At 70.7% G+C, this 16,331-nt stretch carries 2 protein-coding genes; both read left to right on the forward strand.

Annotated elements, in window-relative coordinates; genetic code table 11:
• Positions 1–198: 198 nt before the first annotated feature.
• The gene (locus ACFWXQ_RS44860) at positions 199–11,232 is read left to right on the forward strand and encodes an SDR family NAD(P)-dependent oxidoreductase (RefSeq protein WP_386270346.1); all 11,034 of its coding nucleotides are present in this window, start codon (positions 199–201) and stop codon (positions 11,230–11,232) included.
• Between the two features lie 4 nt (positions 11,233–11,236).
• The gene (locus ACFWXQ_RS44865) at positions 11,237–16,303 is read left to right on the forward strand and encodes an SDR family NAD(P)-dependent oxidoreductase (protein ID WP_383954150.1); all 5,067 of its coding nucleotides are present in this window, start codon (positions 11,237–11,239) and stop codon (positions 16,301–16,303) included.
• Positions 16,304–16,331: the final 28 nt, after the last annotated feature.

Consider the following 16,331-nt stretch of genomic DNA (forward strand, 5'->3'; position numbering starts at 1 on the left):
CGGCGGCGGAAGTGGCACCGATATCGGCGTTGGTCGTGGCGTTGATCGTGGCGTTGGTCATGGTGTTTCTGGTGGCGTTGGCGTTGGCGGAGGCAAGTCCGGCACGAAATACGGGAATTCCGGCCGAGTCGGTGACTCCCGCACGTCGGCGAACGGCGACGCCGGCTTCCCGGACGTATCGAGCAGGCGGGTGTAGGGATGTCGAACGAAGAGAAACTTCTCGATTACCTCAAGCGGACCACTGCGGACCTCCGCGAGGCCCGCCGACGTCTGCGCGAAACAGAGGACAGGGAACACGAGCCGATCGCCATCGTCGGCATGAGCTGCCGGCTCCCCGGCGGGATCACCACCCCGGACGACCTGTGGCGACTGGTCGCCGCAGGCGAGGACGGCATCGGACCCTTCCCCGGCGACCGCGGCTGGGACACCGAGGGACTCTACGACCCCGACCCCGACAGCACCGGACACAGCTACGTCCGCGAGGCCGGATTCCTCGACGGTGTCACAGACTTCGATGCCGAGTTCTTCGGCATCTCACCGCGCGAGGCCCAGGCCATGGACCCCCAGCAACGCCTCCTCCTGGAAACCTGCTGGGAAGCGCTGGAACACGCCGGCCTCGACCCGGCGGCACTGCGCGGCAGCAGCACAGGCGTGTTCGGCGGAGTCATGTACTGCGACTACGGCTCAGCCGCGGCCGACATCCCCGAAGACCTTGAGGCGTACCTCGCCGCCGGCAGCGTCGCGAGCATCGTCTCCGGGCGGGTGTCCTACCTCTTCGGCCTGGAAGGACCGGCGGTCTCGGTGGACACCGCCTGCTCCTCCTCGCTGGTGAGCCTCCACCTGGCCGCCCAGGCGCTGCGCCGGGGCGAGTGCACCCTCGCCCTCGCCGGCGGGGTCACGGTGATGTCCACGCCCAGGATGTTCGTCGAGTACAGCCGCCAGCGCGCCCTGTCCCCGGACGGCCGGTGCAAGGCGTTCTCCGCCTCGGCCGACGGCACGAGCTGGGCGGAGGGGGTGGGTGTCGTGGTCCTTGAGCGGTTGTCCGAGGCGCGGCGCAACGGTCACCGGGTGCTGGCCGTCATCCGCGGTTCGGCGGTCAACCAGGACGGTGCCAGCAGTGGTTTCACCGCCCCGAACGGGCCTTCCCAGCAGCGCGTGATCCGCCGGGCGCTCGCCGACGCGGGTCTGTCCCCGGCGGATGTCGACGTCGTCGAGGCGCATGGTACGGGGACGGCGTTGGGTGACCCTATTGAGGCGCAGGCGTTGTTGGCCACGTATGGCCAGGATCGGTCGGGGGACCGGCCGTTGTGGTTGGGGTCGTTGAAGTCGAACATCGGGCATACGCAGGCGGCGGCCGGGGTGGCCGGTGTGATCAAGATGGTCATGGCGATGCGTCATGGTGTGTTGCCCCGGACGTTGCATGTGGGTGAGCCGTCGCCGCATGTGGACTGGTCGGCGGGCGCGGTCGAACTGCTCACCCGGCCACGCCCGTGGGAGCGCGACGGCCGCCTGCGCCGGGCGGGCGTCTCCTCGTTCGGTATCAGCGGCACCAATGCCCACCTGATCCTCGAAGAGGCCCCGGACCTTCCGGAGGACTCTTCGGCCGTACCTGCCTCGCGTCCTTCCGCCGTGCCGTGGCTGTTGTCGGCTCGTACGGGGGAGGCGTTGCGGGAGCAGGCGGCGCGGCTGGTAGACCATGTCGCCGGGCGGGATCTGGACCCGGTTGATGTCGGGTATGCGCTGGCTGTGACGCGTGCGGCACTGGAGCACCGGGTGGTGGTGGTCGGTGCGGATACGGCTGAGTTGGTGGGTGGGCTGGAGGCGGTGGCCCGGGGTGAGCGGCCGGGTGGGATGCCGGTCGGTGGTCGTCTGGCGTTCATCTGTTCCGGTCAGGGCAGTCAACGGCTTGGTATGGGCAGGGAGTTGTACGAGTCGTTCCCGGTGTTCGCCCGGGCCCTGGATGAGGTGACCGGGGAGCTGGGGCTGCCTCTGCGGGAGGTGATGTGGCCGGAGGATGACTCTTCCGGACACGAGCGTCTGGAGGGTACGGAGTTTGCGCAGCCGGCGTTGTTCGCGCTGGAGGTGGCGCTGGGCCGGTTGCTGGAGTCGTGGGGTGTACGGCCGGACTTTGTGGCTGGGCATTCGGTGGGGGAGTTGGCGGCTGCGCATCTGGCTGGGGTGTTCTCGTTGGCGGATGCGTGTGCGTTGGTGGTGGCGCGTGGTCGGTTGATGGGTGCGTTGCCTGCGGGTGGTGCGATGGTCGCGGTGCGGGCCACCGAGGACGAGGTCGCGGCGGTCCTGGCGGACCAGGAGCTCGGTCTGGAGCAGGTGGCGATCGCAGCGGTCAATGGCCCCGATGCCGTCGTGATCTCCGGCGAGGAGACGGCGGTGCTGTCAGCCGCAGCCCACTTCAAGCACACCCGGCGGTTGCGGGTGTCCCATGCCTTCCACTCGCCGCTGATGGACCCGATGCTCGCCGCCTTCCGTGAGGTCGCCGCGCAGGTCGCCTTCCATCCGCCGGTGATCCCGCTGGTGTCCAACCTCTCCGGCAGCCTCGCGGACCCGGAGGAGCTGTGCACGCCCGACTACTGGGTACGCCATGTACGCGAGGCGGTCCGGTTCGGTGACGGCATGCAGGCGTTGCGCGACGCGGGAGTTGGCACGTTCCTGGAGATCGGCCCCGACGCCACGCTGACTGTCCTGGCTGATCAGGACGGGGACGCGATCGCTGCCCTGCGCAAGGACAGGCCTGAGCCCGCCCAACTCCTCAACGCCCTGGGTGACTTGCACACCCGAGGCGTACCCGTCACCTGGCCAGCCCTCTTCGAAGGCCGACCAGCCCACCTCATCGACCTGCCTACGTACCCCTTCCAACGTCGGCGCTACTGGCTCGACGGGGCCACACCGTCCGGTGACCCCGCCGGCGTGGGTCAGGGACCGGCGGAACACCCGCTGTTGGGCGCCATGGTGACGCTTCCCGGATCGGACGGGCTGCTGCTGACCGGCAGGCTGTCCCTTGCCACTCATCCCTGGCTGGCCGACCACGAGGTGCTCGGCACCGTGCTGCTCCCGGGCACGGCATTCGTCGAACTGGCCATCCACGCCGGAGACCAGGTCGCCACCCCGGTCATCGAGGAACTGACCATCCAGGCCCCCCTCGTCCTGACCGAGCGCGGCGGGGTCGCGCTCCAGATCGTGGTGGACGGCCCGGACGCCTCGGGCCGCAGGAGGATAGCGATCCACTCGCGGTCCGAGCACACGCCCGCCGAGGAGGAGTGGACCCCGCACGCCAGTGGCATCCTCGCCCCGGCAGTCTCCGCCGCCGACACCGCCATCACCGACCTACGGACCTGGCCCCCCGAGGGCGCGGTCGCAACCGACGTGTCGGACTTCTACCCACGCCTCGCTGAGCGGGGCTTCGGCTACGGTCCCCTTTTCCAGGGCGTCCGAGCGGCCTGGCGGCGTGGCGCCGAACTCTTCGCCGAGGTCGCCCTGCCCGACGACGCCGTGGGTGACGCCGCCTCCTACGGCCTCCACCCCGCCCTGCTCGACGCCGCCCTGCACGTAAGCATCCTGAGCGAGGAACAGCAGGGCGGCCCGGCCATCCCGTTCGCCTGGAACGGGGTCACCGTGCATGCCTCGGGCGCCGCCATGCTGCGCGTCCGCGTCTCTCCGGGCGGGAACTCCGTGTCGGTCGCCGACGGCCAGGGGCGGCCGGTTGCGGAGATCGCCGGCATCGTTGCGCGGCAAGTGACCTCCGCCCAACTGGGTGGCGGCACGGGGGAGCGGGCGGCGCTCCACCGCGTTCACTGGGCACCTGCCCCCGGCCCCGCGACGCCCGTCGACGCCTGGGCCGTCATCGGTGACGACCACCTGCCCGGTCGGCCCGAGGTCGCGGTTCACCCGGATCTCGCCTCGCTGGTCGCGGCGATCGAGGCAGGCGCCACCGTACCGAGCGACGTGCTGCTCGACGCCCGTCGCCTCTCCCCCGACGCGGATGACACAGAGGTCCCTTCTGACGTCCTCAGGGTCGCCGACCAGGTGCTACCGGTGCTGCAGGCATGGCTCGCCGACGACCGGCTGTCCGCCTCCCGGCTTGTGGTGGTCACCGGTTGTGGCGTGGGCGTCGCCCCGGACGAGGACATCGCCGACCTGGCTCAGGCACCCGTATGGGGGCTGGTGCGAGCGGGTGCGCAGGAGAACCCCGGCCGTTTTGCCCTGCTGGACATCGACGCGCGGGATGACGCCGGCCGGCCGGAACCCCGCCTGCTGGCGGAGGCCTTGGGCAGCGGCCAGGAAGAGATGGCGTTGCGCGGCTGCACCTTGCTGGTGCCCAGGCTCGCCAGGACCGATCTCTCCGATCTCTCCGATCTCTCCGATCTCTCCGATCCCTCCGAGCCCGTCGAGCCCGTCGACGTGGGTCGACCGGCGTCGCCGTGGGACGCCACCGGCACCGTCCTGATCACCGGCGGTACCGGCGGCCTCGGCAGCCTGGTGGCCAGGCACTTGGTGACCCGTCACGGCGTACGGCACCTGCTGCTCACCAGCCGTCGAGGCCCCGACGCCCCCGGCGCGGCCGAGCTGGCCGAGGAGCTGACCGGGTACGGAGCCGATGTCACCGTCGCCGCCTGCGATGTCGCCGATCCGGACGCGCTGGCCGGTCTGCTTGCCCGGATTCCCGGCGAGCACCCACTGACTGGAGTGGTGCACGCCGCCGGAGTCGCCGAAGGCGGCTTGATCACCGGTCTCACCTCCGAGTCGATGCGACGGGTGCTGCACCCTAAGGTGGATGCGGCCTGGCATCTGCACAGGCTCACAAGCCACTTGGACCTGTCGGCGTTCGTACTGTTCTCCTCCTCCGGCGGTCTTGTCCTCGCGGCCGGTCAGGGTGACTACGCCGCAGCCAACACCTTCCTCGACGCCTTGGCCCAGCACCGCCGCGCCAACGGCCTGGTCGCCACCTCCCTCGCCTACGCCGCCTGGGACCTGCCGGTCGGAATGACCGCCCAGCTGACGGAGACCGATCTCAACCGCCTCCGCTCCCTGGGACTCCCCGCCCTCAGCACCGACCAGGGCATTGACCTGTTCGACAAGGCGCTCACCACCGGCCATGCGCTGCTCGCCCCGCTGGTCCTCGACGCGTCCGTTCTGCGCTCCCGAGGGCGTGCTGCCCGGTACAGCGAGGGGCCCGGCATGGGCACGAGCACGGGCACGGGCACCGAGCTTCCGCCCCTGCTGCGCCCCATCGCCCGGACCAGGCCGAGCGCGCGGACGGCCACCGCGGCTGTCTCTGACAGCGGACCGGCCGGGCAACTGACCGGGCAACTGGGCGGTCTCTCCGAGCCGGAGGCGCTGAGGACTGTCCTGGAGCTGGTCCGCACCCATACGGCAGCGGTGGTCGGGCACGCGTCCCCCGAGGCGATCGAGCCCGACCGGGCCTTCCAGGAGATGGGCTTCGACTCGTTGACCGCGCTGGAACTGCGCAACCGACTCAACGGCGTCACCGGTGCCAACCTGCCGGCCACCGTTGTCTTCGACCGGCCGAGCGCACGGGCGCTCGCCGTTCACCTGCTGTCCGAAGTGCTGTCCGAGATGTCGTCCGATGTGTTGGGTGCCGGGGACCGGGCCAGGCCGACCGTCCCCGTGCTGCCCGCGGCAACCGACGAACCCGTCGCCATCGTGGGCATGGCCTGCCGATATCCGGGCGGGGTCAAGGGAGTTGAGGACCTGTGGCGGCTGGTGGCGGACGGCGTCGACGCCATCACCGAGTTCCCGGCCGACCGGGGCTGGGAACTGGGGCGGCTCTACGACCCGGAGTCCGTACGCCCCGGCACGAGTTACGTGCATGAGGGCGGGTTCCTGGAGGGTGCGGGGGGCTTTGATCCGGAGTTCTTCGGGATTTCGCCGCGTGAGGCGCGTGAACTGGACCCGCAGCAACGGTTGTTGCTGGAGGTTTCGTGGGAGGCGCTGGAACGGGCCCGGATCGTGCCGGGCTCGCTGAAGGGCACTCCCACCGGGGTGTTCGCCGGGGTGATGTACCACGACTACCCCACTGAGGCGAGTGCGGGCAGCATCGTCTCCGGACGCATCGCCTACACGCTCGGCCTGGAGGGTCCGGCCATCTCGGTGGACACCGCGTGTTCGTCCTCACTGGTGAGCCTGCACCTCGCTGCTCAATCGCTGCGCAACGGCGAATGCAGCCTCGCCTTGGCCGGCGGAGTGACGGTGATGTCCACGCCCCTCAATTTCGTGGAGTTCAGCCGCCAGCGAGGCCTGGCCCCGGACGGCCGCTGCAAGGCGTTCTCGGCTTCGGCCGACGGTACGGGCTGGTCGGAGGGGGTGGGGATCCTCGTCCTGGAACGGCTCTCCGAGGCCCGGCGCAACGGTCACCAAGTCCTGGCGGTCATTCGGGGTTCGGCGGTCAACCAGGACGGCGCATCCAATGGGCTGACTGCTCCGAATGGTCCTTCTCAGCAGCGGGTGATCCGGCAGGCGCTGGCCAGTGCGGGGTTGTCTCCCGTTGAGGTGGATGCGGTGGAGGCGCACGGCACGGGGACGGCGTTGGGTGACCCTATTGAGGCGCAGGCGTTGCTGGCCACGTATGGCCAGGATCGGTCGGGGGACCGGCCATTGTGGCTGGGGTCTCTCAAGTCCAACATCGGGCATACGCAGGCGGCTTCGGGTGTCGCGAGTGTGATCAAGATGGTCATGGCGATGCGCAATGACCTGTTGCCCCGGACGTTGCATGTGGGTGAGCCGTCCTCGCATGTGGACTGGTCGGCGGGGGCGGTGGAGCTGCTCACCCAGGCGCAGCCCTGGCAGCACAACGGTCATCCGCGCCGCGCGGGCGTCTCCTCGTTCGGTATCAGCGGAACCAACGCCCACCTCATCCTCGAAGAGGCTCCGGATCTCCTGGACGACATTCCGGCCGGGTCCGCGCCGGGTCTTCCCGTCGTGCCGTGGATGTTGTCGGCCCGCACCGGGGAGGCGTTGCGGGCGCAGGCCGCTCAGTTGGCTGCTCATGTCGCCGGGCGGGATCTGGCCCCGGTGGATGTCGGGTATTCGCTGGCTGTGACGCGTGCGGCACTGGAGCACCGGGTGGTGGTGGTCGGTGCGGATACGGCTGAGCTGGTGGACGGGCTGGAGGCGGTGGCCCGGGGTGAGCGGCTCGGTGGGGTGCCGGTCGGTGGCCGGCTGGCGTTCATCTGCTCCGGCCAGGGCAGCCAACGGCTGGGCATGGGCCGGGAGTTGTACGAGTCGTTCCCGGTGTTCGCCCGCGCCCTGGACGAGGTGACCGGGGAACTGGGGCTGCCGCTGCGGGAGGTGATGTGGCCCCCGGACGACTCTGCCGGACACGAGCGTCTGGAGGGTACGGAGTTCGCGCAGCCGGCACTGTTCGCGCTGGAGGTGGCGCTGGGCCGGCTGCTGGAGTCATGGGGTGTGCGGCCGGACTTCGTTGCCGGGCACTCCGTCGGTGAACTGGCGGCCGCGCATCTGGCCGGGGTGTTCTCGCTGCCGGACGCGTGTGCGCTGGTGACAGCACGCGGCCGGTTGATGGGTGCGCTACCCGCCGGGGGTGCCATGGTCGCGGTGCGGGCCACCGAGGACGAGGTCGCTACTGTCCTGGCGGGCTTGGAGCTCGGTCTGGAGTGGGTGGCGATCGCGGCGGTGAACGGCCCCGACGCGGTGGTCATCTCCGGCGAGGAATCCGCCGTGCTGTCGGCCGCAGCCCGCTTCAAGCACACCCGGCGGTTGCGGGTCTCCCACGCCTTCCACTCACCCTTGATGGACCCGGTGCTCGCCGCCTTCCGTGAGGTAGCCGCCCAAGTCACCTTCCACCCGCCGGTGATTCCGCTGGTCTCGAACCTAACCGGTGCTCTCGCGGATCCGAAGGAGCTGTGCACGCCCGAGTACTGGGTACGCCATGTACGCGAGGCGGTCCGGTTCGGCGACGGCATACAGGCGTTGCGTGCCGAAGGCGTGACCACGTTCCTGGAGATCGGCCCCGACGCCACCCTCACCCCCCTCGCCGACCAGGACGGGGACACGGTTCCCGCCCTGCGCCGGGACCGACCCGAGCCCGCCCAACTCCTCCACGCCCTGGGCGACTTGCACACCCGAGGCATCCCCATCGACTGGCCGGCCCTCTTCACAGACCAGCCCACCCACCCCGTCGACCTGCCCACCTACCCCTTCCAGCACCAGCACTACTGGATGCACGCCACCCAGGACACAGTGGACGTGGAGCAGGCAGGACTGGAAAGTGCCGAACACCCCTTGCTGGGCGCGGTGGTGGAGCTGCCCGGCTCGGGGAGCGTGGTCCTGTCGGGCCGCCTCTCGGTCGAGCAACAGCCCTGGCTGGCCGACCACACAGTGATGGGCACCGTCCTGTTCCCCGGCACCGGCTTCGTCGAACTGGCCATCCGCGCAGGCGACGAAGCGAACTGTCCAGTGGTGGAGGAACTCACACTGCACACCCCACTCCTCCTACCCGAACACGGAGGCGTCGCCGTACAGGTGATGGCAGCCGCCCCCGATCCAGACGGCCGCCGTCAGCTGCGCATACACGCACGACCCGAGAACACCGCCCTCGACGAGGAATGGACCCTGCACGCCGAAGGCATCCTCACCCCCGACACCACCCCCACCCCCGACACCACCCCCACCCCCACCCCCACCTCCAACACCAACACCAACACCCCAACAGCCATGGACACATGGCCGCCCGCCCACGCCACCCCCCTACCACTCCACGACTTCTACGACCGGCTGGCCGAACGGGGCCTCCACTACGGCCCCGTCTTCCAGGGCGTACGTGCCGCCTGGCACCGTACCGACGAGTTGTTCGCCGAGGTCGAACTCTCCGCCCAGACCACCGACGCCACCTCCTACGGCATCCACCCCGCGTTGCTCGACGCCGCCCTGCAAGCCGCACTCCTCACCCCGGACGACGAATACGACGAATACGACGAATACGACGAGAACGCCGAACACAACGGCAAGGGCGAGAACGAACAGGCCCCATCGGTGCCCTTCGCCTGGAACGGCGTACGACTGCACACGTCCGGGGCGTCCGCCCTGAGGGTTCGGATCTCAGGCGGTGCCATCAGCGCGGCCGACGCCACCGGAACGCCGGTGATCACCGTGGAGTCGCTGACCACCCGCCCGGTGACCGGCGACCAGCTCAACACCGCCATCGGCACGCACACTTCCGGCTCGCTGTACCGGCTCGAATGGGTACCGGTCTCCGCCCCGGCGTCCCTCACCGATCCCGTCGCGCCGGACTGGGCAGTTGTGGGCCGTGCTGCCGCCGACCCCGGCGCCTATCCGGACATGGCCGCACTGCTGGACGCGGTCGGCTCCGGGGACCTGCCCGTGCCCGGGACCGTACTCGTCGTCGGCGCGGAACAGGACCCCGCCCGCCCCGTGCCCGAGTCCGTCCGCGCATCGGTCGATGACGCTCTCGACGCCCTCCGGACGCTGCTGACCGACGGCCGGTTGGAGGCGACCCGGCTGGTCCTTGCCACCTGCGGTGCCGTGGCCACCGCACCCGACGAGAGCGTCACCGACCTGGGACACGCGGCGGTGTGGGGCCTGGCGCGCGCCGCGCAGGAGGAGGAACCCGGCCGGATCGTACTGATCGACCTACCGGCCCCGTACACCTCCCTCCGCACCCCCCTGCTCAGTCTCCAAACCGCCCTGGCCGCCGACGAACCGCAACTGGCCGTGCGCGGCGACCGCCTCCTGGCCCCCCGCCTTGCGCGGCAACCAGCCGACACGTCCGTGGAAGCGGACCAGCGGCGCGAAACGCCGGACTGGGACCCTGACGGCACCGTGCTGATCACCGGCGGCACCGGGGGACTCGGCCGGCAGATCGCCCGGCACCTGGTGACCGAACACGGCATGCGCCACCTGGTGTTGGCCAGCCGTCGTGGCATGGACGCGCCCGGCGCCTCGGACCTGGTCACCGAACTGGCCGAGCTGGGCGCCCGGACCACGATCGCCGCCTGCGACATCACCGACCGGGACGCGATCGCCGGGCTGTTGGCCGATGTCCCCGCCGAGCATCCGTTGACCGCCGTCGTGCACTCCGCAGGTGTCCTGGACAACGCCCTGATCACCGACCTGACACCACGGCACCTCGACAACGTGCTCGGCGCCAAGGTCGACGCCGCATGGCACCTGCACGAACTGACGCGCGGCCTGGACCTGTCGGCCTTCGTTCTGTTCTCCTCCGCCGCAGGCGCCCTCGGCACCGCAGGCCAGGGCAACTACGCGGCTGCCAACGCGTTCCTCGACGCACTCGCCCACCACCGCCACGACCTCGGCCTGCCAGGCCAGTCGCTCGGCTGGGGACCGTGGAGCGGAGGCCTGGGCATGGCCGGAGACCTGGCCGACACCGACCGCTCCCGCATGCTCCGCAACGGCATCCAGGCACTCTCGCCGGACGAGGGTCTCCGGCTCTTCTCCATGGCCGTGCGGGCCGTGCGGGCCGTGTGGGCCGCGCCCGGAGACGCCCCCGCGCTGTTGCCGCTGCGGCTGGACCTCGGCGCCCTTCGGGCACAGGCCCAGGCCGGGAACCTGCCGGTGGCACTGCGCGGCCTGGTCCCCACCCCCTCGTCCCGGCGTACGGCCCAGGACGCGGCGGGCGACAACGGGCGAGCCCTGACGGCACGGCTCGCCGCACTCTCGGACAGCGAACGCGAACGTGCGCTCACCGACCTGGTGCGCGGCCATGTGGCCGCCGTCCTCGGCCACACCACGGGCGAGGCGACCGCGATCGAGGCCCACCACACGTTCCAGAACCTCGGCTTCGACTCGCTGACCGCGATCGAACTCAGGAACCAGATCAAGAAGGTCACCGGCCTGCACCTGTCGGCCACTGCCGTCTTCGACTACCCGAGCCCGGCCGCGCTGGCCCGGCACCTCGGCGAGCAACTGGCCGCCCAGTGGCCGACCGGCCACGGGCAGAGCCTTCGCTCGGTACTGGCCGAGGCGGACCGGCTGGAAGCCGCCTTGGCCGCGGTGCCCCAGGGCGACGGCGAACTCACCAGGATCACCGGACGGTTGGAGACGCTGCTGCGCCGCTGGCACGGCCGGCTGGCCGACGCCGACCCGGACGCGAACCCGGCGGACGGCTCGGCCGGACTCACCACAGATCTTCAATCGGCCACGGACGACGAGCTCTTCGAAGTTCTCGACGCCGAACTCGGACTGCCAGGGAGTGCCTGACGGAATGGCGAACGACGAGAAACTCCGCGACTACCTCAAACGCGCCACGGTCGACCTCCGCGAGGCCCGCCGACGTCTTCGCGAAACCGAGGAAAGGGCACACGAGCCGATCGCCGTCGTCGGCATGGGCTGCAGGCTGCCCGGCGGTGTGACCTCTCCCGAGGAGTTGTGGGAGACGGTCGCAGGCGGCCACGACGCCCTGTCACCCTTTCCCACCGACCGAGGCTGGGACCTCGCGTCCCTCCACGACCTCGACCCCAACAGGCCCGGGACCAGCCACGCCCAGGCAGGCGGCTTCCTCTCCGGTATCGCCGACTTCGACGCCGGGCTGTTCGGCATCAGCCCGCGCGAGGCACTGGCCATGGACCCGCAACAGCGTCTGCTGCTGGAGACCACCTGGGAGGCACTGGAACGCGCGGGCATCGACCCTTTGTCAGTGCGCGAGAGCCGGACCGGGGTTTTCGCCGGAGCCATGTACCACGACTACGCCGGCCGGACCATGAACGTGCCCGACGACGTCGCCGGCTACCTGCTCCTCGGCAACTCCACAGCTGTCCTCTCCGGCCGGATCTCCTACGTCCTGGGCCTCCAGGGCCCCGCGGTCTCCATCGACACCACCTGCTCCACCTCGCTGGTCACCCTTCACCTGGCCTGTGCCGCGCTGCGCCGCAAGGAGTGCACGCTGGCGATCGCCGGAGGCGCCACGGTCATGTGCGCACCGGACGTGTTCGTGGAGTTCAGCCGCCAGGGCGTGCTGTCCCGGGACGGCCGGTGCAAGGCGTTCTCGGCCTCGGCCGACGGTACGGGCTGGTCGGAAGGGGTGGGAGTGCTGGTCCTTGAACGGTTGTCCGAGGCGCGGCGCAACCGCCACCGGGTGCTGGCCGTCATCCGGGGTTCGGCGGTCAACCAGGACGGCGCCTCCAACGGCCTGACCGCCCCCAACGGCCCCGCCCAACAACACGTGCTCCGCCAGGCGCTCGCCGACGCGGGCCTGTCCCCGGCGGACATCGACGTCGTGGAGGCCCACGGTACGGGGACGTCCCTGGGTGACCCGATCGAGGCGCAGGCACTGCTGGCCACGTACGGTCAGGACCGGCCCGGGGACCGGCCGTTGCGGCTGGGGTCGTTGAAGTCGAACATCGGGCACACGCAGGCGGCGGCCGGGGTGGCCGGTGTGATCAAGATGGTCATGGCCATGCGCAACGGTCTGTTGCCCCGGACGCTGCACGTGGACGAGCCGTCGCCGCATGTGGACTGGTCGGCGGGGGCGGTGGAGCTGCTTACCCAGGCCCAGCCCTGGCATCCCGAGGGGCGTCCGCGCCGAGCGGGTGTCTCGTCGTTCGGTATCAGTGGCACCAACGCTCACGTCATCCTCGAAGAGGCCCCCCAGACCGAGAGCTCCGAGCGGACCGAGCAGACCCAGCAGTCCGTCCCGGCTCTGCCGGTGGTGCCGTGGGTGTTGTCGGCCCGTACCGAACAGGCATTGCGGGAGCAGGCCGCGCGACTGGCGGACCATGTCATTGGCCAGGACCTGGACCGGGTCGACGTGGCCCACTCGCTGGCCACCACGCGTGCCGCACTGGAGCACCGAGCGGTGGTGGTCGGTGCGGACACGCCTGAGTTGGTGGCTGGGCTGGACAGGGTTGCGGCAGGTGAGGCGGGGGCGGATGTTGTCGCCTCGGGTTCGGCCCGTCCGGGCAAGCTGGCGTTCATCTGTTCCGGTCAGGGCAGTCAACGGTTGGGTATGGGGCGGGAGTTGTACGAGTCGTTCCCGGTGTTCGCCCGCGCCCTGGACGAGGTGACCGGGGAACTGGACCTGCCCCTGCGGGAAGTCATGTGGCCCGCCGACGACTCTGCCGATTCCGCCGGGCATGGGCGTCTGGACGGTACGGAGTTCGCGCAACCGGCGCTGTTCGCTCTGGAAGTGGCCCTGGGCCGGTTGCTGGAGTCGTGGGGTGTGCGGCCGGACTATGTCGCCGGGCACTCCGTCGGTGAACTGGTGGCCGCGCATCTGGCCGGGGTGTTCTCGCTGCCGGATGCGTGTGCGCTGGTGGCAGCGCGCGGCCGGTTGATGGGTGCACTGCCCGCTGGCGGTGCGATGGTCGCGGTGCGGGCCACCGAGGACGAGGTCGCCGCCGTCCTGGAAGGCATGGAACAGGTGGCGATCGCAGCGGTCAACGGCCCATACGCGGTGGTCATATCCGGCGAGGAGAGCGCGGTGGCGGAGGCTGCGGCCCGCTTCGAGCACTCCAAGCGGTTGCGGGTGTCCCATGCCTTCCACTCCCCACTGATGGACCCCATCCTCGCCACCTTCCGCGAGGTCGCCGTCCAAGTCACCTTCCACCCGCCGGTCATCCCCCTGGTCTCCAACCTCACCGGCACCCTCGCCGACCCGAAAACCCTGTGCACGCCCGACTACTGGGTACGCCACGTACGTGAGGCGGTCCGGTTCGGCGACGGCATGCAGGCGTTGCGCAACGAAGGCGTGACCACGTTCCTGGAGATCGGCCCCGACGCCACCCTCACCACACTGGCCGACCAGGACGGGGACGCGATCCCCACCCTGCGTCGGGACCGGCCCGAAACCCCCCACCTCGTCAACGCACTCGGCCACCTCCACGCCCGAGGCATCCCCGTCACCTGGCCCGCTCTCTTCAACGACCAGCCCACCCACCCCGTCGACCTGCCCACCTACCCCTTCCAGCACAAACGCTATTGGCTGGCCCCGGCGACGGACGAAGCTCCAGGGGCTGGCGATGCTGTCGAGCGCGGGTTCTGGCAGGCGGTCGAGAGCGAGGACTTCGGCTCCCTCGCGGCGGATCTCGGCATAGGGCCCGCCGATCTGGCACAGGTGCTGCCCGCGCTGTCGTCCTGGCGCCGCCGCAACCGCGATCGGTCCGCTCTGGACCGCCTCCGCTATCGGATCGCCTGGCATCCCGTCCAGCTCGGCACGGCAGCCGGTACGGGGATCCGTACACCAACCGGTATGCCAACCGGTACGCCAGCTGGTACGGCGACCACATCGGCGCCGGACGCCGCACGCTCCGCGAGCTGGACGGTCGTGGTGCCGCCCTCACACCGTGCTCATCCGCTGACCTCGGCGGTCGTCGAAGGGCTCGCCAGGCGTGGCGGCGCCCACGTGGTCCCGATCGTCGCGGAGAGTACGGACGAGGATGGGCTCGTAGCCCAGTTGCGCGAACACTTCGCCACCACCGACGCGACTCCCGCCGGGGTGCTTTCGTTGCTTGCCCTGGACGAGGAGCCGCACCACCGGCAGCCGACTCTCTCGCGCGGCACGGCGGCAACGATCGCCCTGGTCCAGGCCCTGGAGACGCTCGGCGTCACCGCGCGGCTGTGGTGCCTGACCTCCGGTGCCGTCCCTGTGGGCGACGAGGAGATCCGCCCCGCGCAGGCGGTGGTGTGGGGGATGGGGACCGTACTGGGGCTGGACCACCCCGACACCTGGGGCGGTCTGATCGACGTGCCCGGCACGCTGGACGACGTCATGGCCGACCACCTCGCGGAAGCGCTCCACAGCCACGATGGCCACGATCGCCACGACGGCCACGATGGACACCCGGTCGAGGACCAGTTGGCACTCCGCCCGTCCGGCACGTTCGCCCGCCGGATGGTACGCGCCCCACGCACCGCCGACACCGACACCGACCGGCAGCCGCGGCAGCGGCCGTGGAAGCCGCACGGAACCGTGCTCGTCACCGGCGGCACGGGTGTCCTCGGCGCCCATGTCGCGCGCTGGCTGGCCCGAAACGGCGCCGAGCACCTGCTGCTCACCAGCCGCCGAGGACCCGACGCGGAAGGCGTCGGCGAACTGGCGGCCGAACTGGCCGAGTTGGGCGCCCGATCCACCGTCACCGCCTGTGATGTCACCGATCGAGACGCTCTTGCCGCACTCCTGGACAGCGTGCCCGCGCAGGACCCGCTGACCGCTGTGTTCCACGTCGCGGGAGTCATGCACCAGTCGGCGAGGCTGTCCGGGACGACCCTGGAGGAGTTCGCGGAGATCGGCCGACCGAAGATCGCCGGTGCCACGCATCTGGACGAACTACTGGCCGAGCAGCCGCTGGAAGCCTTCGTCTTCTTCTCCTCGGGCGCCGCCGTCTGGGGCAGCGCCGGGCAGTGCGCCTACGCGGGCGCGAACGCATTCCTCGACGCGCTGGCGCACCGGCGCCGGGCCCGTGGCCTCGCGGCGACCTCCGTCGCCTGGGGTGCCTGGCGGGGAGGCATGGTCGATGAGGAGGCGGCGGCCCAGCTGCGGCGGCTCGGCGCTCCGGCCCTGAACGCCGAGCCGGCTCTGGCCCTCCTCGGCCAGGCCCTGGAAGACCGGGAAACCCACCTCGTGGCAGGCGACTTCGACTGGCCGCGGTTCGCCGAGACCTACACCCTCGCCCGCCCGCGTCCCCTGATGCGGGCACTGCCCGAAGTGGCCGCCGCCCTCGCGGCTCACGACCGCCCCGGACCGTCCGGCACCGGACCTGGCAACGGCAATGGCAGCGGCCATGGCGATGGCGGCGGCGGCGATCAGGCCCTGGTCGCCAGGCTGGCAGCGCTGCCCGAGGCCGACCGGGAGCCGGCGCTGCTCCAGTTGGTGAACGAGCAGGTGGCACAGGTGCTCAACTACGACGACCCGGCGGAGATCGGGCAGGACCGTGCCTTCAAGGACCTCGGCATGGACTCGATGACCGCGATCGATCTCCGCAACCGGATCGGCGCCACAGTAGGGGTACTGCTGCCCGCGACCCTGGTGTTCGACCACGCCTCCCCGGCCGCGCTCGCCCGGCACCTGCGCAAGGAACTCTTCGACGACGCACCGGGAACCGTCGACGGCGTACTGGCCGACCTTGCCCGGCTGGAAGCCACGATGACCGCCCTCCCGCCCGAGGAGATCGCAAGGACCAGGCTGCCCGCCCGGCTCCAGTCGCTGATCGCAAGGCTCACCGAGAGCGCCGACGGAACGGACGCCACCGACACAGCCGCCGTCGCCGACCGCCTCCAGGAGGCAAGCGCCGCCGACGTGCTCGCCTTCATCGACAAGGAACTCGGGGTCGGCTGAGCCCTTGGTCGGCCGGTAGGGGCGGTTA

Origin of the sequence: Streptomyces sp. NPDC058697 (assembly GCF_042715345.1) — a bacterium.
In the GTDB taxonomy this organism is placed as follows: Bacteria; Actinomycetota; Actinomycetes; order Streptomycetales; family Streptomycetaceae; genus Streptomyces; species Streptomyces liliifuscus.